The 22,747-nt window shown below is 56.4% G+C and carries 19 protein-coding genes; 11 read left to right on the top strand and 8 right to left on the bottom strand.

What is annotated here, in order from left to right:
• The first annotated feature begins 9 nt into the window (after window positions 1-9).
• Complete coding sequence (locus tag MWU64_RS07310) at window positions 10-756, top strand: molybdopterin-synthase adenylyltransferase MoeB (RefSeq protein ID WP_247062996.1); 747 nt, start codon at window positions 10-12, stop codon at window positions 754-756.
• Window positions 757-937: 181 nt separating this feature from the next.
• Here MWU64_RS07310 and phrB read toward each other — a convergent pair whose 3' ends face one another.
• Window positions 938-2,329: a deoxyribodipyrimidine photo-lyase gene (gene phrB / locus MWU64_RS07305; protein ID WP_247062995.1), complete on the bottom strand. Its 1,392-nt coding sequence runs from the start codon at window positions 2,327-2,329 to the stop codon at window positions 938-940.
• A 137-nt stretch (window positions 2,330-2,466) separates the two neighbouring features.
• Here phrB and MWU64_RS07300 point away from each other — a divergent pair, with 137 nt between their 5' ends.
• The 6 genes from MWU64_RS07300 to MWU64_RS07275 are packed head-to-tail and all read left to right on the top strand — an operon-like array spanning window position 2,467 to window position 7,082.
• Window positions 2,467-3,279 (top strand): hypothetical protein, encoded by an 813-nt coding sequence (locus MWU64_RS07300; protein ID WP_247062994.1) that lies wholly within the window; start codon window positions 2,467-2,469, stop codon window positions 3,277-3,279.
• Between the two features lie 21 nt (window positions 3,280-3,300).
• On the top strand, window positions 3,301-4,188 hold the full coding sequence (locus tag MWU64_RS07295; protein WP_247062993.1) for a mechanosensitive ion channel family protein: 888 nt from the start codon (window positions 3,301-3,303) through the stop codon (window positions 4,186-4,188).
• Window positions 4,169-4,660 carry a RimK/LysX family protein gene (locus tag MWU64_RS07290; protein ID WP_247062992.1) on the top strand — a complete coding sequence of 164 codons (492 nt, stop codon included), beginning with the start codon at window positions 4,169-4,171 and terminating at the stop codon, window positions 4,658-4,660. Before MWU64_RS07295 ends, MWU64_RS07290 begins: the two co-directional genes overlap by 20 nt.
• Window positions 4,661-4,662: 2 nt before the next feature.
• Window positions 4,663-5,568 carry a 30S ribosomal protein S6--L-glutamate ligase gene (rimK, locus tag MWU64_RS07285; RefSeq protein WP_247062991.1) on the top strand — a complete coding sequence of 302 codons (906 nt, stop codon included), beginning with the start codon at window positions 4,663-4,665 and terminating at the stop codon, window positions 5,566-5,568.
• Window positions 5,569-5,574: 6 nt separating this feature from the next.
• Window positions 5,575-6,642 carry a succinylglutamate desuccinylase/aspartoacylase family protein gene (locus tag MWU64_RS07280; RefSeq protein WP_247062990.1) on the top strand — a complete coding sequence of 356 codons (1,068 nt, stop codon included), beginning with the start codon at window positions 5,575-5,577 and terminating at the stop codon, window positions 6,640-6,642.
• A 14-nt stretch (window positions 6,643-6,656) separates the two neighbouring features.
• Entirely contained in the window at window positions 6,657-7,082 is a 426-nt protein-coding gene (locus MWU64_RS07275) for a secondary thiamine-phosphate synthase enzyme YjbQ (protein ID WP_247062989.1), read from the top strand.
• A gap of 89 nt (window positions 7,083-7,171) precedes the next feature.
• On the opposite strand, the gene MWU64_RS07270 is transcribed toward MWU64_RS07275, so the two are convergent.
• The 7 genes from MWU64_RS07270 to betI form a co-directional block, all read right to left on the bottom strand.
• Window positions 7,172-8,791, bottom strand: a complete 1,620-nt coding sequence (locus tag MWU64_RS07270) for an alkaline phosphatase (protein ID WP_247062988.1) — start codon at window positions 8,789-8,791, stop codon at window positions 7,172-7,174.
• Between the two features lie 56 nt (window positions 8,792-8,847).
• On the bottom strand, window positions 8,848-10,029 hold the full coding sequence (choV, locus tag MWU64_RS07265) for a choline ABC transporter ATP-binding protein (protein ID WP_247062987.1): 1,182 nt from the start codon (window positions 10,027-10,029) through the stop codon (window positions 8,848-8,850).
• Window positions 10,026-10,874: a choline ABC transporter permease subunit gene (gene choW, locus MWU64_RS07260; RefSeq protein ID WP_247062985.1), complete on the bottom strand. Its 849-nt coding sequence runs from the start codon at window positions 10,872-10,874 to the stop codon at window positions 10,026-10,028. Before choW ends, choV begins: the two co-directional genes overlap by 4 nt.
• A 139-nt stretch (window positions 10,875-11,013) precedes the next feature.
• Entirely contained in the window at window positions 11,014-11,946 is a 933-nt protein-coding gene (locus MWU64_RS07255; protein ID WP_247062983.1) for a choline ABC transporter substrate-binding protein, read from the bottom strand.
• 34 nt (window positions 11,947-11,980) lie between these two features.
• Window positions 11,981-13,648: a choline dehydrogenase gene (gene betA / locus MWU64_RS07250; protein WP_348645551.1), complete on the bottom strand. Its 1,668-nt coding sequence runs from the start codon at window positions 13,646-13,648 to the stop codon at window positions 11,981-11,983.
• A gap of 63 nt (window positions 13,649-13,711) precedes the next feature.
• Window positions 13,712-15,175 (bottom strand): betaine-aldehyde dehydrogenase, encoded by a 1,464-nt coding sequence (gene betB / locus MWU64_RS07245; protein ID WP_247062978.1) that lies wholly within the window; start codon window positions 15,173-15,175, stop codon window positions 13,712-13,714.
• Window positions 15,175-15,771 (bottom strand): transcriptional regulator BetI, encoded by a 597-nt coding sequence (gene betI / locus MWU64_RS07240; protein WP_247062977.1) that lies wholly within the window; start codon window positions 15,769-15,771, stop codon window positions 15,175-15,177. The genes betB and betI overlap by 1 nt, the downstream gene beginning before the upstream one ends.
• 418 nt (window positions 15,772-16,189) lie before the next feature.
• Between betI and MWU64_RS07235 the strand changes: the two genes are divergently transcribed.
• The 4 genes from MWU64_RS07235 to MWU64_RS07220 all read left to right on the top strand — a co-directional run bounded on the left by MWU64_RS07235 (window position 16,190) and on the right by MWU64_RS07220 (window position 22,704).
• On the top strand, window positions 16,190-17,167 hold the full coding sequence (locus MWU64_RS07235; protein ID WP_247062975.1) for a TAXI family TRAP transporter solute-binding subunit: 978 nt from the start codon (window positions 16,190-16,192) through the stop codon (window positions 17,165-17,167).
• A gap of 83 nt (window positions 17,168-17,250) precedes the next feature.
• Window positions 17,251-19,446 (top strand): TRAP transporter fused permease subunit, encoded by a 2,196-nt coding sequence (locus MWU64_RS07230; RefSeq protein ID WP_247062973.1) that lies wholly within the window; start codon window positions 17,251-17,253, stop codon window positions 19,444-19,446.
• A 94-nt stretch (window positions 19,447-19,540) separates the two neighbouring features.
• On the top strand, window positions 19,541-21,355 hold the full coding sequence (locus MWU64_RS07225; protein WP_247063234.1) for an ATP-binding protein: 1,815 nt from the start codon (window positions 19,541-19,543) through the stop codon (window positions 21,353-21,355).
• Window positions 21,352-22,704 (top strand): sigma-54 dependent transcriptional regulator, encoded by a 1,353-nt coding sequence (locus tag MWU64_RS07220; RefSeq protein WP_247062971.1) that lies wholly within the window; start codon window positions 21,352-21,354, stop codon window positions 22,702-22,704. The genes MWU64_RS07225 and MWU64_RS07220 overlap by 4 nt, the downstream gene beginning before the upstream one ends.
• Window positions 22,705-22,747 lie beyond the last annotated feature (43 nt).

Below are 22,747 nucleotides of genomic sequence, written 5' to 3'. Positions count from 1 at the left end.
AGATTTCCTATGCTCAGCGATGACGAACTGCTCCGCTACAGCCGCCAAATTCTGATTCCTCAATTTGATATCGCCGGCCAGCAAAAGCTGAAAGAGGCCCGGGTGATGATTCTGGGCTCCGGCGGCTTGGGTTGCCCGGTTGCGTTGTATCTGGGTTCGGCTGGCGTGGGGCAGTTAACGCTGGTGGATGACGACCAGATCGAATTGGCTAATCTTCAGCGCCAAATCGGTTTCCAGCAAAGCTGGCTTGGCGACTCCAAAGCCGAACGCTTGGCCGAGCGTGTTCGCGCGATTAATCCCGAAATTACCGTGACTGCCGTTAATCGCCGTGTGGATGGTGATGATCTTCAACAGCTGGTCTCGGAAGCAACGTTGGTGTTGGATTGCACCGATAACTTCAACACCCGTTTCGCCCTTAACCGTGCATCCGTTGCTGCTGGGGTTCCGTTAGTGTCTGGTGCGGCGATTCGGGGGGAAGGGCAGATATCCGTATACGACCCTCGAAACCCTGAAAGCCCCTGCTACCACTGTTTGTACGAAGAGCAGGGCAACGAGGATCTGACCTGCTCGGAAGCGGGTGTTATCGCGCCCTTAGTAGGCATGATTGGTTCAGCTCAGGCGATGGAAGCGATAAAAGTGATAGCCCAGGTGGGTAGTCCTCTAATGGGCCGGCTGCTCATTTTGGATGCCTGGCAGATGCAGTGGCGAGAAATGAAGCTATTGAAAGATCCTGACTGCCCGGTCTGTTCGGCCTGACTTTGGAGTAGGGCCGGGTTGGGGATGCCTTTCCAAAAACCGCTCCTTCGGCACGTCCATGTGACGCTTCTGCTCCGCCATCCATGGCTACGCACATTTTTGGAAAGGCATCCCCAACCCAGCCCGTCAGCTTGTGAAGTGGTTCTCTGATAGCCGCCCCAACCCTGACCGGAAAAGATACTCAGTCCTTCAAAGCCTGAAACCGCGCAATCGCCTCCTTCCGGCTTTCTTTCAAATCCACGATAGGCCGTGGATACCCTTTCGGAATAACCCCACCTTTAGACGGATCGTGAATCCGCTTGTTATCCAGCTTCGCCAGCTCTGGCACCCAGTTACGGATGAACTCGCCTTTGGGGTCAAAACGTTCGCTTTGGGTGACCGGATTAAAAACCCTGAAGTAGGGTGCTGCATCTGTGCCGGTAGATGCACTCCACTGCCAGCCGCCGTTGTTCGAAGCCAGAAACCCGTCTACCAGATTCTGCATAAACCAGGCTTCACCCAGCCGCCAGTCAATGAACAGATTCTTAGATAAGAACATTGCCGTGATCATCCGCAGGCGATTGTGCATCCAGCCGGTGGCTTTCAGCTGACGCATGGCAGCATCCACAATGGGAATGCCCGTTCGGCCTTCTTTCCAGGCTTCGAAGTGCTCGCCCGGATCGTTCCACTTCAGAGCTTCTGTTTCCGGTTTGAAGGCGCGGTGCATGCTGAGCCGTGGGTAGTGATAAAGAATGTTTATGTAGAAGTCGCGCCAGGCAATTTCGTTGATCCAGGTTTCAATGCCTTCGCCGGAGCTGCCGGTTTGTTGAGCGGCGATCAAGCACTGTCGGCCCGACAAAACACCGTTAGCCAGGTAGGGCGACAGCAGGCTGGTGCCGTCCAGCGCGGGGAAGTCCCGGGTGTCGTTGTAGCTGGCGGCGCGCTCTGAGAGAAATTCATCCAGTGCATCGTGGGCGGCGTCTTCGCTGGTTTCCACCAGAGGCTCCGGAGCATTCTTGAACGGGGCGGGCAGGGTGTCGGTGCGTTCCGGTGTGACTGTTGAACCGATCGCAGAAGGTATCGGATAAAGAGTGGGGCGTGTTTCTTCTACCCACACGCGCCACCGGCGAGAAAACGGGGTAAAAACGGAATAGGGCTCGTCTTTCTGGGTGAGAATTTGCCCGACCGGCGCCACGGTTTGGTCTCGGTATTTTTTCACCGCTACATCCAGCGAAGATAGCCTGTCCCGGGCCTGCTTATCGCGCTTTCGCTCGTTGGCCCCATATTCCTCGTTGAAATGAAGATGGCTAATGCTGTGCTGGCGGCAGTGCTGTTCCAGTACGTCCACGCTGGAATCAAAGGTATCGGCATGGAGGAAGTTGAGCGTAATGCCAAGCTTGGCCAGTTGTTTTGACAGCGCATTGGCGTGTTCCAGCACAAACTGAACTCGCGCGGCTGACCAGTCGTGCTCCCGCCATTGTTCAGGTGTGACGATAAAGCACGCCCGCACGGGGCGACCGCTTTTGCAGGCGGCGGTCAAAGCCGCGTTGTCAGCGGTGCGGAGGTCGTTTCGAAACCAGACCAGTTCAGCCATGAGCAGGTTTACCTCGTGCTGTGAAGTAGGGGTAATTACAGGCGAGAAATCATTAACTTATATATTCGCTGACCTTGCCTGATTGGATTATAGTTAAACAATAATCCCCGTCAGGAAAAAGGAGTTTTTTCCACGGTATGACAGAGCAATTCGAAAGCCCCCGCGATGGTGTCTGGGTGCATCCTTATCAATTGGCTTCCGGCCAGACGCAACAGCATCAACTTGGTCATACCCGGTTGTGGATTACCTTGCTGGATTTGGAATGGCAGATTCGCGAGCAAACATCCAAGCAAGGCACAGACCCGGAAAACTGGTACGAATCGACGGGCCATACGCTGCCGTCGGCCGATGTGAAGGTTCAGCGCTTCGTGCGCACAAAGGACGACGGAGTGCTCTGCCTTGTACCCGCCATGGCTAACTTGCCGACGGTCATTCGTCCGTTCCAGCCGCTAACCATTCCCGCGGGAGCCCGCTGTGTGCTGTATGTGGGTACAACGCTTTGGATGAAAGTGTGTGTGGGGGCGGCGCGTACCGAGCTGGCCGAGTTTCCGTTGGCACCGCCGTCTTTGACCTGGTTGGGGAAAAATACCCGGGAAGGTGAGCTGTGCTATGCCTCGTCCAGTTATGGCCGGCTGGCACTGGAGGCGGTGCCGAAACGGCCTTGGCGCGCAGTCACACCCGTGACCATTATCAATGAACGGGAAAAGCCCTTGCTGCTGGAACGGTTCAGTTTACCAACACCGCTATTGGCGATTTACCGGAACGAACGAGGTCAACTCTGGACCTCGGGTGTTACGGTAAAGTGTGAAACCGATATGAGTTCAGCCAGTTTGCACATCGACCATGCGGTTGTCACCGAAGCCGGTCAGTGTGAAGCCATTGCCCCGGCCCGGGAAAAGCTAGCCCGGGGGCGAAGATTAGTACGTGCCGTGGATAACATCTTTGGCTGATAGCCGAACAGGAGTAGTGCTTTGTTTGATTCGATACAGCAAACAATCGCCGAAATCGGCAACGGCATCGCATGGGGGCAGTGGTTTTCCGCGGCGTTTCTGATGCTTCTGGGGGCAGTGCTCGGCACATTGTTCGCCCGAAGTGTCGGCCGGTTGGTGGGGGATCGGGTTTCCCGCCATCATCAGGTGATGATTCGCCGCTTGTGCTTCTATCTGGTGTTCATGCTGTTTGCGGTCGCGGCGCTCCGTGAAGCGGGTTTCTCGTTGGAGGTGGTGCTGGGCGCTGCCGGCATCCTGACCGTCGCTATTGGCTTTGCTTCTCAAACATCAGCCTCGAATATTATCAGCGGTTTGTTTTTGGTGATGGAAAAACCCTTTGAAATTGGTGATGTTATCGATGTAGATGCCACCATAGGTGAGGTGGTGGCAATCGATTTGCTGAGCGTGAAGCTGCGCACCCCTGACAACCTGTATGTGCGCATCCCCAACGAAACCCTGATTAAAACGCGGGTGGTGAACCGGTCGCGGTTTCCCATCCGGCGCATCGACCTGGCGCTGGGGATTGCCTACGCTGAAGATGTTGAACGCGTCAGCGAGTTGCTGCTGGAGCTGGCGGAAGAGAATGCCGCCTGTCTGGAAGAGCCAAAAGCGTTCGTACAGGTTACTGGTTTTGGTGCATCCTCTGTGGATTTACAGTTTTCGTTTTGGGTGCCCAAAGATCGTTTTCTTGAAGGCCGCAGCAGCATGATGATTGCCGTGAAGAAAATGCTCGACGGCCACGGCATCGAAATACCGTTTCCTCATACCAGCATCTATGCCGGTAGTCATTCAGAGCCATTCCGGGTGCAGCTGTTGGCACCGGAGCAACATAAAAAAAAGGGTGTCCCGGATGTCGATAAGCACGACTGAAACAATAGAAACTACGCCACTAACCACCGTTGAAAACAGAGTCGGACTGGGTTGGCGTGAATGGGTAGGGTTACCGGAACTCGGTATTGACCGGATGAAAGCCAAGGTCGACACAGGGGCTCGCACCTCGTGCCTGCATACGTTTCGCACAGAGCCCTATACTGAGAATGGAGAACGCCGGGTGAAGTTTTGGGTTCACCCGGTTCAGAACGAAATGAAAGACGTGGTCGAGTGCGATGCGAAAGTGCTGGACGAACGCACCGTGACCGATTCCGGCGGCCACAAAGAACTGCGTCTGGTGATTGAAACCGTGGTCACCGTGGGCAATGAAAGCTGGCCGATTGAAATGACGTTGACCAACCGGGATACCATGCGGTTCCGGATGCTGTTGGGGCGTACCGCCATGTCGGGCCGCGCCGTTGTGTACCCTGAAGCTTCTTATCTTGCCGGCGAACCGGCACCAAGGATCTGATCATGAAAATTGCGATTATGTCGCGCAATCGTCACCTGTATTCGACCCGGCGCTTGATGGAAGAAGGCATCAATCGCGGCCATGAAGTGAAGGTTATCGATTGCTTGCATTGCTCGATGAACATCACGTCGGCAGACCCGAGGATCCATTATCACGAAGAGGTGTTAGAAGACTTCGACGTGGTGATCCCGCGGATTGGTGCTTCCGTCACCTTCTACGGCACGGCCGTACTGAGGCAGTTCGAAATGATGGGCGTATTCCCGCTGAACGAATCGGTCGCGATTACCCGCTCCCGGGATAAGTTGCGTTCGCTACAACTGCTGGCACGCAAAGGTGTGGGCATGCCGGTAACAGGCTTTGCCAACAAACCGGATAACGTGCCGGAACTGTTGAAAATGGTGGGTGGCGCGCCGGTGGTGATCAAGTTGCTGCAAGGCACCCAAGGAATCGGCGTAGTGCTGGCGGAAACCCGAAAAGCGGCCGAAAGCGTGATCGAAGCCTTTATGGGCCTGAAGGCCGATATTCTGGTGCAGGAGTTCATCAAGGAAGCTGGCGGTGCCGATATTCGCTGTTTCGTAATTGGCGACAAGGTGATTGCCGCCATGAAGCGCCAGGGGGCCGAAGGCGAGTTCCGGTCCAACTTGCACCGTGGCGGTACTGCCTCGTTGGTGCGCATTACACCGGAAGAGCGGCGCACCGCCGTTACCGCCGCGAAAGCCATGGGCCTGAACGTAGCCGGTGTCGACTTGTTGCGTTCCAGCCGCGGGCCGCTGGTGATGGAGGTGAACTCCTCGCCGGGACTGGAGGGCATCGAGAACGCCACCGGTAAAAACGTCGCAGGCATGATCATTAACTGGACCGAGAAAAATTATAAGCCCTGGAAAACCAAAACCAAGGGCAGAGGCTAACCGTTTATGGCAAGAGCACCGTTTGAGATTGCCGGCGTTCAGATAAAGGCCGGCACCCGCGAGACTGTGGAAGTGCCGGTGGCAAAACTCTACACCCATACCCCACTGCACATTCCGGTGGAAGTGGTACACGGCCGCCGGGACGGCCCGGTATTAATGGTGTGTGGCGCGATCCACGGCGACGAGATCAACGGTGTTGAAATCATCCGCCGGGTATTGAAAAACTCAGCGCTGCGTCACCTTCGGGGCACCCTGGTAGCCGTGCCCATCGTCAACATATTCGGTTTTGTGCAGCGCACTCGTTACCTGCCCGACCGCCGTGATCTGAACCGGTGTTTCCCCGGCTCGGAAACCGGTTCGTTAGGTGGTCGCATCGCCTATTTGTTGCGCACCCTGATCATGGAGAAGGTGACCCACATCATCGACTTGCACACGGGTGCTGTACACCGTTTTAACCTGCCACAAATCCGGGCCGAACTGAAAAACCCGGAAACAACCCGCATGGCCGAAGCTTTCGGTGCCCCGATCATTATCAACGCCGGGCTGCGGGACGGCAGCCTCCGTGCCTACGCAGATTCCCTCGACATACCCGTCGTTACCTTCGAAGGCGGTGAAGCCTTGCGTTTTGATGATGTGGTGATTGCCAGCGGCGTAAAAGGTATCATCCGCGTGATGCGCGAGCTGGAAATGGTACCCGCCAAGAAAGGCCCCAAGGCTCCGAAAAAACGCTCGGAAACCGCCGCGAACTCCCAGTGGGTGAGGGCGGACATTGACGGCATCATGCGCCAAGTGGCTCGTTTAGGCCAGCGGGTACGCAAAGGACAAAAGCTGGCCATGGTGGCAGACCCTTTCGGTGAAACCGAAGTTGCGATTACATCACCTTGCTCCGGCATTGTGATCTGTGTGAACAATTTGCCGCTGGTGAACGAAGGCGAAGCGATTTATCACATCGCCCGCTTCGATGAGCTGGGTGAGGCTGAAAAAGCCATGGACCACTTTCGCAGCTCTTATGAAAGTGAAGTGCCGGAAGATGTCGCTGTGCCTGTTCATCCCTGGGATGACCTGCAGAAATAGAGGGTGGAGAGACTATGATCTGGCATCAGAACATCATTGAACTGCCGCCGTACCCGCGGGGCTTTAATTTGGTGACTGACGACATCCTCGCCCGGGCACCGGAAATGACCAACTGCGAAGTCGGCCTGCTGAACCTTTTCATCCAGCACACCTCGGCATCCTTGGCGATCAACGAAAACGCAGACCCGGATGTTCGGGGCGATCTGGAGCGCCACTTCAATGTTATGGTGCCGGAAGACGCGGATTATTACGAACACACATTGGAAGGTCCGGACGACACCACCTCCCACATCAAGAATGTGATCATCGGGCCGTCACTGACTATCCCCATTACCCACGGCCAGCTGGCGCTGGGCATTTGGCAGGGTATTTACCTGTGCGAACACCGGAACTATGCGGGCGGTAGAAAGATTGTGGCGACCTTGCAGGGGCGCTGGTGAGAGAAGAATAGAGGAATGGAATATTGCCGGAACAGGTTGCGCCTGCCCCGGTAAAACCTACCAAGGACAGGCGCATTTCGAAGTAAGTCCTAGTCGTTCATCGCTTCAATGGCGTGTTGACCCACGTCAGTGTGGTGCAACACTTTACCGAAAGGTGCGGTAGCGTTTGCCGGGCCCTGCGTGAACACCAATACGGGCGTGTTGGTGTGCGTACCGGTAGACCAGACGACGCTTTGCTGCTCAGCCACTTCGCGGGCCAGCAGGTTTTGGCGGTTGTCATCGGTCTGGTAAACGAAGAAGGCTCCGTTAACGTCCATTTTCGGCACGGTTTTGGTGCCCAGGTAGGAGTGGCCTTCGGTATAGAAGGGGTTGTCCTCTGTGGCCAGAACGCGCGCGGCCTGTTCTTCGGTAATGTTGAAACGGGTTTCAGCATTAACAATGCGAGCCAAGTTGGCCGGTGTTTGTTCTTCTGCGCTCAGGCTGTCGAACTGGCTGTAGAAAATATCCCCGTAAGAAGATTGTTGCTCGTACAGCTTATCCAGCGTTGAAACGTCGCCAAAGTTGAAGCCAGGCTTGAACTGCTGCTCTTTGAACACATCGCCCGGTAGGTCGCGCCCGTGGGGCAGGTCGTTCGCTGAGTAGCTGAAACCGAAGCCGCCGGTTTCGTGGTCAGCGGTCACAACAATCAGCGTGTCGTCGCGGCCTTCAGCCCAGTCCAGCACGTAATTCAACGTTTCGTTCATGCGCAGCATTTCGTGCAACATGGTGCCCGTGTCGTTGTAGTGGCCAGCCCAGTCGATCTGGCCGGCTTCGATCATAAGGAAGAAGCCTTTGTCATTCTGCGACAGCGTGTTGATGGCTTTTTCAGACATCTCTTTCAGCGTGGGAATGGTACGGTCCGGGTCGTTCTTGGTCTGGTTTTCTACGATAGCGTTTGGCAACGATGAGTAGGCGAACAAGCCAAGAACCTTGCCGTCGGCCTGGTTCATTTGGTCAAGGTTGAACGCCAGATCGTAGTCTTTTTCGAGCGCTTCGGCGATCAGGTTGCGATCGTCTTTGCGTTTCGATTTGATGCGTACGGAGCCTTCCGACAGCGTTTCCAGTTGCTGGCGCGCATCGGATTGTTCGTCGTTAGCGGATGCCGGAATCCAGTAACGCAGGCCGCCAGACAGCATCACGTCTACGTCGTTGTTCAGAAGATCTACGGCAATTTCGTTTTCAAGGCTGCGATGGCTCTGGTGAGCGGCAAAGCCGGCCGGTGTTGCGTGGGTGATGCGGGTGTCAGAAACCAGCCCGGTAGATTTGCCCAGTTTCTTTGCTCGTTCCAGAATGCTCTCGGCGGTGTTGCCGTCTTTGTTGGCTCCGATCATTTCTGCACCCGCCAGCTGGCCGGTGGCCAACTGTGTGGCTGAGGCCGCTGAATCCACCACCAGATTGTCATTGGCGTGGGTCATGGAGATACCCATGCTGCCGTTCTCGGCGATGCGGTCAAAGGCGGTGTAGCCGTCGGCAATCACCGAGTTAGGTGCTTGCTTTGCATACGCCAATAGCAGGCCTATCTGTTGCGGGCCCATGCCGTCGCCAACGATCATGATGACGTTTTTGGTGTGTTCCGGTTCAGCAGGTGTCTGCTGCATGGGGGCGCAAGCGGCCAGCATCAATGAGGAGGCAATCAGACCAGCGCCGGCCTTGAATGTCCGGATCTTCATAAACATATCCTTTCGTGAGTTCTATTTAGAGTTATTGAGAGGGCGAAAAGCTCGCCCTAGTTGTCGTCCAGATGCTTACCAAGCATGGCGTGGTAAAGTTCACGGTCACCGATGGCACCCGTGATTTGTCCGCCTTCTTCAACCAGCAGGCTGTGGCCGGTGAAGTAGCGGATTTCGACGGCATCGCGCAGCGGGGTATCCGGAGCGATGCGCGTGGGCTGTTTGGCCAGACTTTCGATGGTTTGACCTTCTTGCCAGGACTGGGTTTGGAACGTTTGGCCGTTGCTGGTTACTACGGCCTGTTCAGCCACGTCGGGCGTGTGCAACCAGATGTCGTAGCGCTTGTTCAGGCAACGGTTGCCGCTGGCGTCTTCCTGAATTTCCCCGATGGGCAGGGCCAGTGAACGGGCCGCCAAAACATTGAGCGGGTTGGTGCTGGCCACGAAGCTCTTCACGTAATCGTTTTCAGGGTGCAGCACGATGGATTCGGGCTTGCCGTGCTGAACGATCTGGCCATCTTTCATGATCGCGATGTGGGAGCCCAGTTTGAGGGCTTCGTCCAAATCGTGGCTCACAAAGACGATGGTTTTCTGCAGCTCTTCCTGCAGGCTCAACAATTCGTCTTGCAGCTGGTGGCGAATCAGTGGATCCAGTGCCGAGAAGGGTTCGTCCATCAGCAGGATTTCGGATTCGGTGGCCAGTGCCCGGGCAAGCCCCACACGCTGGCGCATACCACCGGAAAGCTCGTCCGGGCGGCACTTGGCCCACGCCGAAAGGCCGACCAATTCCAGTTGGCGAGCAACTTTCTTCCGACGCTTGGCTTTGCTCATGCCCTGCAGTTCCAAGCCCAAGGCCACGTTGTCTTCAACGGACAGCCAAGGCATCAGAGCGAAACTCTGGAACACCATGGAAATGCGACGGGTACGGATGTCGCGCTGCACTTTTTCGCTGGCTTGGGTGAAGTCCACCATCTCGCCGTCGTGTTGGATGCGAATGGCGCCGCTGGTGACTTCGTTCAGGCCGTTTACGCAGCGCAGCAAGCTGGATTTACCGGAACCGGAAAGCCCCATCAGCACGCAAATTTCGCCCTTTTTTACGCTCAGGTTGGCGTTTTGAACGCCCACTACCAGGCCGGTTTGCTCGCGAATCTCAGCCCGATCAAGACCCTGTTCAATAAGAGGCAGTGCCTGCTTGGGCTGTTTGCCGAAGACGACGTTAACGTTTTCGAATTCGATCATTGTGTGGGCTCCCCAGCGTTACGTTGGCGGAAGAAACGGTCCATCCAGATAGCCAGCAATACAATGGCCAGGCCGGCTTCGAAACCTTTACCGATGTCTACAGTGTTCAGTGCGCGTACAACGGGCACGCCCAAACCATCAGCGCCGACTAGCGCGGCGATCACCACCATCGACAGCGACAGCATGATGCACTGGGTAATACCGGCCCCTATGGAACTCATGGCGGCAGGTAGCTCGACTTTCAGCAGTAGCTGGCGGTTGGTACATCCGAAGGCCTTGCCGGCTTCAAGCAGTTCCGTTGGCACTTGGGATATGCCCAAGTAGGTCAGCCTGACCGGAGCCGCAATAGCGAAGATGACGGTGGATATAACGCCGGGCACCACGCCCAGACCAAACAGAGTGAGGGTAGGGATCAGGTACACAAACGGTGGAATGGTTTGCATCAGATCCAGTACGGGTTGCAGGAATTTGTAGAGCCACTGGCTGTGGGCGGCATAAATGCCCAGAGGGATGCCAATCACGATGCACAGCAGGGTGGCGTAGAGCACCAGAGACAGGGTGGCCATGGTGTCTTCCCAGTAGCCGATGTTCCAGATCAGCAAAAAACTGAAGGCTGTGAAAAGGGTGAGGCCCCAACGACGATGACGCAGGTGGGCGGCCACGGTGAACAGTAATACGAGGGCGGCGGGCGGTATCCAGAGTAGGCCGTCGGTCAGCCCGTGAATCATGCTTTGTAAGCCTTCGGATACAGCGTCAAAAAAGCCGCTGAAATTGATGACTAGAAAATCAACAACGTCTTCCATGAAGTCGCCGAAAGGCAGTTGATGCTCAGTTATCCAGTTCATGGTTTTCTGTCTTTTTGGGTGCGGGCAATGCCAGCACGGGATGTGAATGGTATCGGTACTTCAGATCAAGCGCCCCGGGCATTAGCCCGGGGCGTGCTTGTATAAGCGGCGGTGGTGTTGGTTTAACACCCCGGGAGCTTTACTGCTTGAGGTAGGCTTTTACCGCAGGCAGTGCGTCTTCACCGTTCAGGGTGGTGACGCCGTCCAGCCAGCCGGTCAGTACGTCGGGGTTGTTGGACAACCAAGCGTTGGCTGCATCACGCGGATCTTCGCCGTCGTTCAGGATGGCGCCCATCACTTCGTTCTCCATGGTCAGAGAGAACTTCAGATTGTTCAGCAGGGTGCCGACGTTCGGGCACTCGTTCAGGTAGTTTTTACGAACGTTGGTGCGAACCGTTGCGCCACCGTAGTTGGGGCCGAAGAAGTCGTCACCGCCTTCCAGATACGCCAGATCGTGGTTGGCGTTCATCGGATGCGGCTCCCACGCCAGGAAGACCACCCACTGATTGCGGCGAACCGAGCGGCTGACTTGCGACAGCATGCCGGCTTCACTGGATTCCACCACGCGGAAGTCGCCCAGACCGAAGGCATCCTGATCCACCATTTCCTGAATCAGGCGGTTGCCGTCGTTGCCGGGCTCAATGCCGTAGATGCGTTCGTTGAACTCATCCGCGTGCTTGGCAATGTCAGCAAAGCTGGTTACGCCCGCGTCGTACACAAACTGAGGTACGGCTAAGGTGTATTTCGCGCCTTCCAGGTTGGTGATGACGTTTTCAACGTCACCGCTTTCCAGATACGGGCGCACATCGCCTTCCATGGTGGGCATCCAGTTGCCCAGGAATACGTCGATGTCTTTATTTTTCAGCGAGCGGTAGGTGACAGGTACAGACAGAACTTTTGCGCTGGGCTCGTAACCCATGCCTTCCAGCACTTCGGAGGCGAGTGCGGTGGTGGCGGTGATGTCTGTCCAGCCAACGTCGGCGAAACGAACGGCTTTACATTCGGCGTTCGGGGCTGCCGCAGCAGCTCCGCTCATAGCGAGGCCAGCACAGGCTAGCATGATCTTTTTCATAGTCTTTCTCCTTTCTTGGTTTCTTGTCACGTCGTTATCGTTGTGCGTTTTTCCAGTCAGGGTGCTCCCACACGGGGGCTGACGAGGGTGGCAGCAGTTCGCGACCGAGAATGTGGTCGGCGCATTTCTCGGCCAGCATGATGGTTGGCGCGTTCAGGTTACCGCTGACCACGCTCGGCATGATGGAGGCATCTACCACGCGTAGGTTGCTCACGCCGTACACCCGGGCTTCCTCATCGACAACCGCCATGGGGTCGTCGGCTGCACCCATTTTGCAGGTGCAGGAAGGGTGGTAAGCGCTGTCTGCGTATTCCCGGACAAAGGCATCGATGTCTTCGTCGGTGGTGGCGCTGGCTCCGGGGCGAAGTTCTTCTCCCCGGAACGGATCAAAACCGGCTTGGGCGAAAATCTCCCGGGTCAGTTTGATACTTTGTCGCATTTCCCACCGGTCCCGCTCGGTGCTGAGCAGTTTTGGATCGATGATCGGGTGATCGGTCGGGTTGGCGGATTTCAACTTCAGGAAACCGCGACTGGTCGGGCGCATGGGGCCTACATGAGCTTGATAGCCATGGCATTCTGCGTCTTTCCGGCCGTGATCGATAACCTGAGACGGCAGGAAGTGATATTGGATGTCCGGGTGCTGTACGCCCGCTTCGGAACGAATAAATCCACCGGCTTCCAAATGCGCTGTGCGGCAGGCACCCCAATCGTGATTCAGGAACCACTTCACCCCGGCAATGGTCTTGCCCGGCTGGGTGGTGTACTTGTACAGCGTGACCGGCTGGGTGGATTTATGCTGCACGTAGATTTCCAGGTGATCCTGCAGGTTTTTACCCACGCCCGGGCGGTCGGCCACAACCGGAATGTTGTGTTCTTTCAGTTCGTCGGCTGCACCAATGCCCGAGAGCATCAACAGTTGTGGCGAGTTGATGGCTCCGCCGCTGACGATGACTTCCTTGCGGGCCGCTACACGAATGGTTTTGCCATTCTGGATGTATTCCACGCCCACGGCTTTTTCGCCTTCAAACAGAATGCGGGTGGTCATGGCGCCGGTTTCGGCGGTCAGGTTCGGGCGGTTGAGTGCCGGGCGTAAATAAGCCTGAGCCGCACTCCAGCGTTTGCCTTTGCGAATGGTCATGTCCATTTCGCCAAAGCCTTCCTGCTGGTAACCGTTCATGTCTTCGGTGTAGGGGTAACCGGCCTGTTTGGTGGCTTCCAAAAACGCGCCGAACAGCGGGTTAGGCTCGTCGCCGGTATGGACGTTCAGCGGGCCGTTGCCGCCACGGTAGTCGTCGGCACCTTTTTCCCGGCTTTCAGCTTTGCGGAAGTAGGGCAGTACGTCCTGATAGCGCCAGCCTTTGGCACCTTCGTCGTGCCAGCGGTCGTAGTCGTAGGCGTGGCCGCGGATGTAAACCATGGCGTTCAAGGTAGAGCCGCCACCCCAGACCTTTCCCCGCGGCCAGTACAGTTTGCGGTTGTTAAGGTACTCTTGCGGTTCGGTGTGGTAGTACCAGTTGTACTTGTCGTCCATGAGGTTGTACATGAGGGCGGCCGGCATGTGGATCTTCCAGGTGTCGTCGCGACGCCCCGCTTCCAGCACCAATACCTGGTGCTCACCGCTTTCGCTCAAACGGTTCGCCAGCACACAGCCGGCAGAGCCGGTACCAACAACCACATAGTCAAATTCGTTATCAAACTTCAAAGCTGTCTCCTTCATACGGATGCGGGCGAGACGCCCGCAGCGATACTCGTGGGAATGGCGGGGTCAGAACGGTGCTTCAAGCGGCGCCATGCCAACGTATACAGATTTAGTCTGGGTATAGTGGGCGAGGGTTTCGCGACCGTTCTCGCGGCCCAGACCGGAGAGCTTGTAGCCGCCCACGGGCATTTCAGCAGGGGAGGCGCCAAAGCTGTTGATCCAGCAAATGCCGGCTTCGAGCTGGTGGATCACGCGATGAGCGCGGGTGGTATCGGTGGTGAATACCGCCGCTGCCAGGCCGTAGTCGGTGTCGTTGGCACGCTTGATCACCTCTTCTTCGGTATCAAACGGCAGTACCGACATCACCGGGCCAAAGATTTCCTCCTGCACGATGGTCATGTCGTCGGTGCAGTCGGCAAACACGGTGGGTGCTACAAAATAGCCGCCTTCAAAGCCAGCAGGTTGCAGGGCTTTACCGCCGGTGAGCAGTCGCGCGCCTTCGGCTTTGCCGCTGTCGATGTACTTCATCACCAAGTCGCGATGCTTGGCGCTGATCAGAGCACCGAAGTTGGTGTCTGGATGTTGAGGATCACCGGCGAGGATGTTGTTCTCGGTGCGATTAACCAGCTCATCGAGGAAGGCGTTGTAAATCGAACGCTGTACGAACACCCGGGTGCCGTTGGTACACACTTCGCCCTGAGTGTAGAAGTTGCCGAGCATGGCGGCAGACACGGCCTGTTCGAGATTGGTGTCTTCGAAAACCACCAGCGGGGATTTGCCGCCCAGTTCCATGGTGACGGATTTCAGTGACGAGGCGGAATCGGCCATCACGGTGCGACCGGTTTTTGCTTCGCCAGTAAAGGATACTTTTGCGATGGCCGGCTCTGCCGTCAGCATTTGTCCCACTCGGTGGTCGCCCTGAATCACGTTAAACACGCCAGCCGGTACGCCGGCTTCGATGTAGATCTCGGCCAGCTTGATTGCGCCCAGTGGGGTTTCTTCTGACGGCTTGAAGATCATGCTGTTGCCGCAGGCCAGCGCCGGCGCGGATTTCCAGCAGGCGATCTGCAGCGGGTAGTTCCAGGCACCGATGCCGGCACAGACGCCCAGTGGCTCGCGGCGGGTGTAGAAAAAGTCCGGCCCCAAGTGCTGACTTTCACCGGTAATGCTGGAGGCTTGTCCGGCGAAGTACTCCACGGAGTCGGCACCGGTTACTACGTCTACTACGCTGGCTTCCTGCCAGGGCTTGCCGGTATCCAGCACTTCGATTTTGGCCAGCGCATCGTTGCGCTCGCGCAGAATGTTGGCAGCGCGGTTGAGAATACGGCCGCGCTCCAGGCCACTCATCGCGGACCAGGCCTCAAAGCCTTCTCGGGCGCTTTCAACAGCGGCTTTCATGATCGACTCGTCGGCCTGCTCAACCTGATAGATCACTTTGCCTGTGGCCGGGTTCACGACATCAAACCGTTCACCGCTTTGATTGGCCATGGGTTGGCCGTTAATAAACGATTGATAAATGGGCAGCGTCATCAGGAGGCTCCGTTATTTGCTTGAATGGCTTGGTCTATATAGGTTTTGCAGAGAGTGACGGCTTGTGAAGGCTCAATTCGACCTTCACTCATAGCCGCTCTAAGCCAGAAACCGTCGATCAGTGCGGCGATGGTCTGAGCGGTGCTGCGCACTTGCGGCTCTGGCATCAGTTCGCGCAAATAGAACATCAGGTTGGAGAGCAGGCGGCGTTCGTTCACACGCTGTAAGCGCATGAGATCCGGGCTGTGCATGGCTTGGGTCCAGAACGCCAGCCAGGTTTTTGATGACTGAGCGTGGGTCTGAACGCCGGAGAAATTGGCATCGACAATGGCCATCAGCCGTTCCCGCGGGGTGTTGGGCCTGTCTTTCATCAGTTTGGATACATCCTGCTGAAGCGAAGACAGCAAGTGCCGCATGGTGGCTTCGAGTAGCCCCTGCTTGCCGCCGAAGTAATGGCTGACAATGCCCACAGACAAACCGGAAACCGCAGCGATTTTCCCGATGGTTGCGCCTTGGAACCCATGCTCTTCAATGACCTGAAGCGTTGCATCGATGAGTTGCTGGCGCCGAATTGTTTCTACTCCGATTCTTGCCATGAGGTCCCGGCTCCACTCGCCCTGAATACATGTTCAATTTTTTGAATGAGCGTTCAATTTCGGTAAGCGTAATGGTTTGAAGACTAAATATCAAATCGACTAAGCAATGGGGTTTTGGCCTTGTTTGGCGCTGTCTGCGGGCTGGGGCGGCGTTTTAGGGTTTGTTAATTGTTTAGACGGCGAATGAATGTGGCTCCGAAGACCGCTGGCAGCGCCGTTGGCGGGTTTCGACCCAAAGTCTTGTGAGGGTGTGTGGGTTTCTACCCATTTTCGCTTTTTGAATATTGAGCGTTTTTTGTAGCTCGTTGTTTTATATTGTTTTTGAGTTCCTGGCCCGAGGTTTGCTGACAGTTGGTTCAGGAGGTCGAGGTCGGCCTTACCTGCACCGAACAAACAAAACGCATCGGGAGCCTTTTTTATGAAACTTCAGACCATCGTGGCGGCAGCGTTCGCCTCATCTGTATTTGCTGCAACACCGGCGGTTGCACAAGACCGCGCCGGTTGGCCAGACAGCTTTACGGTTGGTACGGCCAGTCAGGGCGGTACCTACTTTGCCTACGGATCAGGTTGGGCAAACTTTGTTGCGGAAAACCTGGGTGTGTCTGGTGGTGCTGAGATCACAGGCGGCCCGGTGCAAAACATGGCGCTGGTTCACACCGGTGACCTGAAATTCGGCTTGACTACCATGGGCCCGGCCCGTGAATCCCGCGATGGCGAAAGCCCGCTGGCACCGGGTATGAAGATGGGCAACGTGTGCGCCATGTTCCCGATGTACGAGACACCGTTCTCTATCACAGCTTTGAGCAGCAGCGGTATTGAATCTATTTCGGACATTCCTGACGGCGCCACCATCGGTTTCGGCCCGGCCGGCTCTACGTCTGACACTTACTTCCCGCGCATGATGGAAGCCCTCGGAGTGAACTTTAAGCGCCGTAACGGTAGCTGGTCCGATCTGGGTGGCCAGTTGCAGGACGGCCTGATCGATGTGGTTGCGTTTGCCGCGGGTATTCCGATTCCGGCAGTTAGCCAGCTGGAAGTTCAGACCGATGTAAACATCATTGGCATGAACGATGAAGAAGCCAGGAAGATTGTTGATCAGTTCCCGGTGTCCGAGTTTGTGATTCCGGCCAGCACTTATCAGTCTCTGGACGAGCCTTCGCGCGTGGTGTCTATGTGGAACTTCGCCATGGTGAACTGCGACATGCCGGAAAGCTTCGTGTATGAAATCACCAAGCTGACCATGGAGAACAACGAGAAGATGGTGTCTATCCACAAGGCGGCACGTTTCTCTGTTCCCGAGAACTACAGCAAAAACACGGTGCTGCCTTGGCACCCGGGTGCTGCCCGTTGGTTTAACGAAAACGGTTACACCATCGAAGCCGACGCGATCAAGTAATCCGGCTTGAGCCCCGGGGCGTGTTATCGCCTCCGGGGCTTGGTTGTTTCTGAAAATACGCCTTCTCACAGGCAGGACCAATCATGACCAAAGAACATTTTCCCGCTGATGGTGAGAAGCCATTGGCCGAGAACCTGACGATTAACGAAGATCACTTGCTCGCGCACGATGTTGACGAAGAGCCTGTAGAGGCTAACCGCCGCTTGTTTACCGGGCTGTTGCTCAAGTTCGTGATCATGCTGGCCATTGCCTATTCCGTGTTCCATTTGTACACGTTGAACGTGGCGCCCATGGAAACCTGGTCGTTCCGGATTGTGCACGTTGCCGGCGCCTTGGTGTTGGGTTTTATCTTGTTTGCCGGTGCCCGTTTTGTTTCCTCCGAAGAGGGCGCTGCCCGGCATAAATGGACATCCTGGATCAGCGCGGTGGCTTTGATTCCCGCCTTTTACGCGCTGTACCAAACCTATTCTTTCGATTTGCAGCTGAAGGCTGGTGCGTTCCGGGTGCCTGCCGAGCTGGAAACCTGGCACTTTGGCTGGCCTTTGTTGGCCGCCACCGGCATCGGGATTGTGATGAGCTGGTTCCATCAGCGTGATCGTGCACGTTTCAGTGTGCCCGACCTGGTGCTGGTGGTGTGCTCGATTGCCGTTGCGGCTTACCTGCTGGTGGTGTTCAACACCTCGATGCGCATGACCACGGGTACGGCTTTTGCGCCGGTTGGCATTTCTTTTGCGGCCGTTGCCGGAACCGCGTTGATCATGGAGCTGACTCGTCGAGTGGCGGGTATGGCGCTGGTCGTGATCGGGCTGGTGTTTCTTGCCTACGTGTTTGTCGGCCCTTATCTGCCCGGGTTCCTGGGTTACCCGGGATTGTCGGTTCAGCGATTCTTCAGTCAGGTGTACACCGATGCCGGTATCTTGGGGCCGACCACTGCGGTGTCTTCCACCTACATTATCCTGTTCATCATTTTTGCCGCGTTCCTGCAGGCTTCGAAAGTGGGTGACTACTTTGTGAACTTTGCTTTTGCCGCGGCGGGCCGTTCCCGTGGTGGCCCTGCCAAGGTGGCGATTTTTGCCTCTGGCCTGATGGGTATGATCAACGGCACCAGTGCCGGTAACGTGGTATCCACCGGTTCCCTGACCATTCCGTTGATGAAGCGAGTGGGCTACAGCAAAGAATCTGCAGGTGCGGTTGAAGCGGCCGCCTCTACCGGTGGGCAGATCATGCCGCCGATTATGGGTGCCGGCGCCTTCATCATGGCGGAAATTACCGGTATTCCATACACCGACATCGCCATTGCCGCGATTATTCCTGCGATTCTGTATTTCGCCTCTGTGTTCTTCATGGTGGATTTTGAAGCCAAGAAGCTGGGCATGCGCGGTATGCGGAGTGACGAGCTGCCGAACCTGAAGGTTCTGGCGCGCCAGGTATACTTGTTCGCCCCGATCATCATTTTGATTGTGGCGTTGTTCCAAGGATATTCGGTGATTCGTGCCGGTACTTTGGCAACGGTTTCGGCCGCGGTTGTGAGCTGGATTTCACCCAATAAAATGGGCATCCGTTCAATTTTACGGGCTTTTGAAATCGCAGCTTATATGTCGATCCAGATCATTGTGGTGTGTGCGGCCGCCGGTATTATTGTGGGTGTTATCTCGCTGACCGGTGTGGGCGCGCGCTTCTCGGTGTTGTTGCTGGATGTGGCGGCTCACAGTAACTTGTTGGCGCTGGTGTTCGCGATGTTCATCTCCATCCTTCTGGGTATGGGTATGCCGACCACGGCTGCCTATGCGGTAGCTGCTTCGGTGGTGGCACCAGGCTTGGTGCAGTTGGGTATTGAGCCGCTGACGGCACACTTCTTCGTGTTCTACTTCGCGGTTGTGTCTGCAATCACACCACCGGTAGCGCTGGCTTCTTATGCGGCAGCGGGCATTTCCGGTGCCAATGCCATGTCAACTTCGGTGGCTTCGTTCCGGATTGGTATTGCTGCGTTCATCGTGCCGTTCATGTTCTTCTACAACGGTGCCTTGTTGATGGAAGCCGAATGGGTTGAGATTGCCCGGGCCTTGATTACCGCAGTGTTTGGTGTGTACCTGTTGTCCGCCGGTGTGCTGGGCTGGTTCGCCAAATCTGCGGCCCCGGTTTTGGTGCGCTTGCTGCTGATTGCGGCCGCTTTGCTGACCATCGAAGGCGGTATGTGGACCGACTTGGCGGGTATCGGGTTGGCAGTGATTGCCTACCTGATTCAGCGCAAGCGTGCGCCAGGACTGGCCGCGGCCTGACGTGATGAAGTCAGAGCAGGACAACGGGCAGGGCAGCCGGTTGTCCTGCCGGGTTCCGGACGTTAGTCTAGAGGCTTTTCCGGAACCCGACCCCATGCTTTATCGGATCAGTGTTGTTGTCGTTCTGACTGCCACCCTGTTGTTGTCTTGGGTGCTCGGCGGTTGGTTTGGATACCGTCAGCTTGAGAGCGACAGTGTTCAGGAAGCCTTCCGCTACCGGCAGTTGGTTGCCAACGAACTGAACCGTTATATCCCCGTTCCCGAGTTGATTGCGGAACATCCTTTATTGGCAGAAGCCCTCAAGCGCCCTGATGATCCTGTCACCTTGCTCAAAGCCAATGAGCAAATGCAGCGCATGGCGACAATCGTGGGCGGCTCCGACATCTACCTGATGGATTTGACCGGTCTTGCGATTGCCGCCAACAACTTTGGCCAGCCCGACAGCTTTGTGGGGAGCAACTATTCTTACCGGCCTTACTTTTACGATGCTCTGAACACCGGCGGGTCGGTGGTGTACTTTGCGTTGGGGACTATGTCGCTGGAGCGCGGCCTCTACTTTTCCCACCCGGTGCGGAGTCAACGGGGTGAGGTGTTAGGTGTGGTTGCCGTCAAGGTGTTGGTGCATGAGCTGGAATCCCACTGGCAACGCCCGGACATTAAACACCAAGCCGAAATGGTGGTGTTGGATGGCGACGGTATCAGCTTTCTGGCCAGTAACCGGAAGTGGTTGTACCGGGATTTTTCACCGACAGGCGATGCCGCCGGCAACCCAAAAATACGTCAACGCTATCCCCAGCGGGATCTGAAGCCGGTCGATTTCCGTTTGCAGGATGGCCCGTGGGTGTTGTCCGAGCAGGCAACTCGTATGCGAATAAAAGACGGCAACTCGGAGCAGAGCTATCTTGCGTTGGATGCCGGGTTGCCGCGGTTGGATTGGCGGCTGGTGGTGATTGCAGACACGCGTTCGGTATTTTGGAACCGGATTGGGTTTCTGGTGGGCGGCGGCGCGATCTTTCTGGCCGGCTTCCTGACCTGGCTGTATTTGCGCGAACGGCAACGACGGGAGCGTGAACTGGCGGCCCGGGGCGAGCAACTGGAGCGCAGAGTGGCCCAGCGCACAGTGGATCTGAAACGTTCCAACGATCAATTGCTGGCGGAAATCCAGGAGCGGGAGCGCGCCCAAACGGAGCTGCGAGAAACCCAGCAGGAACTGATCCAGGCGGCCAAGCTGGCGGTGCTTGGGCAAATGTCTGCAGGCCTTAACCATGAGATCAACCAACCGCTAACAGCGATTCAGGCGTACGCTCGCAACAGTCGCAAATTTCTTGAGCGCGGTGCGGGTGACATGGTGGACGCCAACCTGCAGGAAATCGTGACCCTGTGCGACAAAATGGCGGAGCTGATTCGCCAGTTCAAGGTGTTTGCCCGCAAGTCTGAAGGGCCGCCCTCACTGGTGGATTTGCGGCTACCGGTAGACGCCGCCTTGAAGATTATTACTGCGCAGAGCAGCAGTGACGGTATCAATATCCGCTGGCTGCGGCCCGAAGCGCCCACGATGTGCCATGGTGATCTGATACGGGTTGAGCAGGTGATGGTGAACCTGATGGCCAATGCCGTTCAGGCCGTTGAAGAGCAGGACGAGCCAGAAATTCAGGTGGAGATCGCAGAAGAGGGCGACTACTGGCTGTGCGTGGTACGGGACAACGGCCACGGCTTGCCCCGCAACACGGAACAGGTGTTCGAGCCGTTCTTCACCACCCGCTCAGTCAAGCAAGGTTTGGGTTTAGGGTTATCGATTTCCAAGCAGATTGTAGAGTCTCTCGGTGGCAGCTTGTCTGGCCATAACCGGCCAGACGGCCCGGGTGCCGAGTTTGTTCTGAAACTGAAACAGCGTAGGGCAGAAGAATGACCGCACCGGTAGTGATCTTTGTGGATGATGATCCCGATATTCGGATGGTGATGGAGCAGACGCTGGCGCTGGAAGATCTGCCGGTGGCTTGTTTTTCGGATGGTGAGTCAGCGCTCAAAAGCGTGGGGCCGGAATACCAAGGCATCGTGTTGAGTGACTACAACATGCCGGGCATGAACGGTCTGGAGTTGTTACAGGCGGTGCGAACCATCGATGAGGACATCCCCGTTATCCTACTGACGGGGCAGGGCGATATCAGTACGGCGGTGTCGGCCATGCAGCAGGGTGCCTATGATTTCATCGAGAAACCGTTTGATCACGAGGAACTGATCGAGCTTCTCAAGCACGCGCTGGAAAAACGCCATCTGGCGCTGGAAAACCGCCGCTTGAAGGCGCAGTTGCGGCAACTGGCCAAGCCAGGGCCCAGAATTTTGGGTGACTCCCCAACCATGCAGCGGGTGATGGCAACGGTTGAGCCGATTATTGATATTTCCGCGAACATTTTGCTGCACGGTGAGACTGGCTCGGGGAAAGATGCACTGGCGCGCTACATTCACGAGAGTAGCCCACGCAGTGCTCACAATTTCGTTGCGATCAACTGCGGTGCCGTGCCGGAAAATCTGATCGAGAGTGAACTGTTCGGTCACGAAGTGGGGGCTTTTACCGGGGCGGATAAGCGCCGTATCGGCAAGGTGGAGTATGCGCATCAAGGCACGCTGTTTCTGGATGAAGTGGAAAGCATGCCTATGCCCCTGCAGGTCAAACTGCTGCGCGTATTGGAAGAACAGAAGGTCGAGCGCCTGGGCAGCAACCAGGTGCTGGATGTGGATGTTCGCATCATTGCAGCCACCAAAGCCGATCTGAAAAAACTGTGCGATGCTGGTGAGTTTCGGCCTGACCTATATTACCGCCTGAACGTGGTGAAAGTGGATATTCCGCCGCTGCGGGAGCGAAAAGACGACATACCCGTATTGTTCCACCATTTTGCGTTGATTGCCGCCGCCCGTTACGACCGGGAGAGTGTGCCGCTGGACGCGCGACAGGCTGCGCGCTTGATGCAGCATTCCTGGCCCGGCAACGTTCGGGAACTACGAAATCTGGCAGAGCGTTACGTGCTGCTAGGGCCTGCCGCGTTAGAGGATAGCGACAGCGCCGACACCCGGCATTTAGCGGGTAGGCAAACCCTGTCTGAAATGATGGACGGGTTTGAGCGGGCGGCCATTGTGAGTGCGCTCAATGCGTGTGAGGGCAGTATTAAAGACACCATGGTGGCGCTTGGTATTGCCCGTAAGACACTGTACGACAAGATGAAAAAACACGGTCTGGATAAGGCTGAGTTCAAAGACTGAGCCAGTGCGGGAATGTCACCCGCACTGACTTCATGACAGTGAC

The sequence above is a fragment of the Marinobacter sp. S0848L genome, from assembly GCF_023016065.1.
Classification (GTDB): domain Bacteria; phylum Pseudomonadota; class Gammaproteobacteria; order Pseudomonadales; family Oleiphilaceae; genus Marinobacter.
This window is presented reverse-complemented; position numbering and strand designations above follow the sequence as displayed.

Coding starts and splice junctions, on each gene's coding strand:
- rimK (WP_247062991.1), top strand. CDS start 4,663: ATGAAAATTGCGATTATGTCGCGCAATCGTCACCTGTATTCGACCCGG.
- MWU64_RS07310 (WP_247062996.1), top strand. CDS start 10: ATGCTCAGCGATGACGAACTGCTCCGCTACAGCCGCCAAATTCTGATT.
- MWU64_RS07275 (WP_247062989.1), top strand. CDS start 6,657: ATGATCTGGCATCAGAACATCATTGAACTGCCGCCGTACCCGCGGGGC.
- MWU64_RS07220 (WP_247062971.1), top strand. CDS start 21,352: ATGACCGCACCGGTAGTGATCTTTGTGGATGATGATCCCGATATTCGG.
- MWU64_RS07235 (WP_247062975.1), top strand. CDS start 16,190: ATGAAACTTCAGACCATCGTGGCGGCAGCGTTCGCCTCATCTGTATTT.
- MWU64_RS07290 (WP_247062992.1), top strand. CDS start 4,169: ATGTCGATAAGCACGACTGAAACAATAGAAACTACGCCACTAACCACC.
- phrB (WP_247062995.1), bottom strand. CDS start 2,329: ATGGCTGAACTGGTCTGGTTTCGAAACGACCTCCGCACCGCTGACAAC.
- choW (WP_247062985.1), bottom strand. CDS start 10,874: ATGAACTGGATAACTGAGCATCAACTGCCTTTCGGCGACTTCATGGAA.
- betB (WP_247062978.1), bottom strand. CDS start 15,175: ATGACGCTGCCCATTTATCAATCGTTTATTAACGGCCAACCCATGGCC.
- MWU64_RS07300 (WP_247062994.1), top strand. CDS start 2,467: ATGACAGAGCAATTCGAAAGCCCCCGCGATGGTGTCTGGGTGCATCCT.
- betI (WP_247062977.1), bottom strand. CDS start 15,771: ATGGCAAGAATCGGAGTAGAAACAATTCGGCGCCAGCAACTCATCGAT.
- MWU64_RS07255 (WP_247062983.1), bottom strand. CDS start 11,946: ATGAAAAAGATCATGCTAGCCTGTGCTGGCCTCGCTATGAGCGGAGCT.
- MWU64_RS07280 (WP_247062990.1), top strand. CDS start 5,575: ATGGCAAGAGCACCGTTTGAGATTGCCGGCGTTCAGATAAAGGCCGGC.
- MWU64_RS07230 (WP_247062973.1), top strand. CDS start 17,251: ATGACCAAAGAACATTTTCCCGCTGATGGTGAGAAGCCATTGGCCGAG.
- MWU64_RS07270 (WP_247062988.1), bottom strand. CDS start 8,791: ATGAAGATCCGGACATTCAAGGCCGGCGCTGGTCTGATTGCCTCCTCA.
- choV (WP_247062987.1), bottom strand. CDS start 10,029: ATGATCGAATTCGAAAACGTTAACGTCGTCTTCGGCAAACAGCCCAAG.
- MWU64_RS07225 (WP_247063234.1), top strand. CDS start 19,541: ATGCTTTATCGGATCAGTGTTGTTGTCGTTCTGACTGCCACCCTGTTG.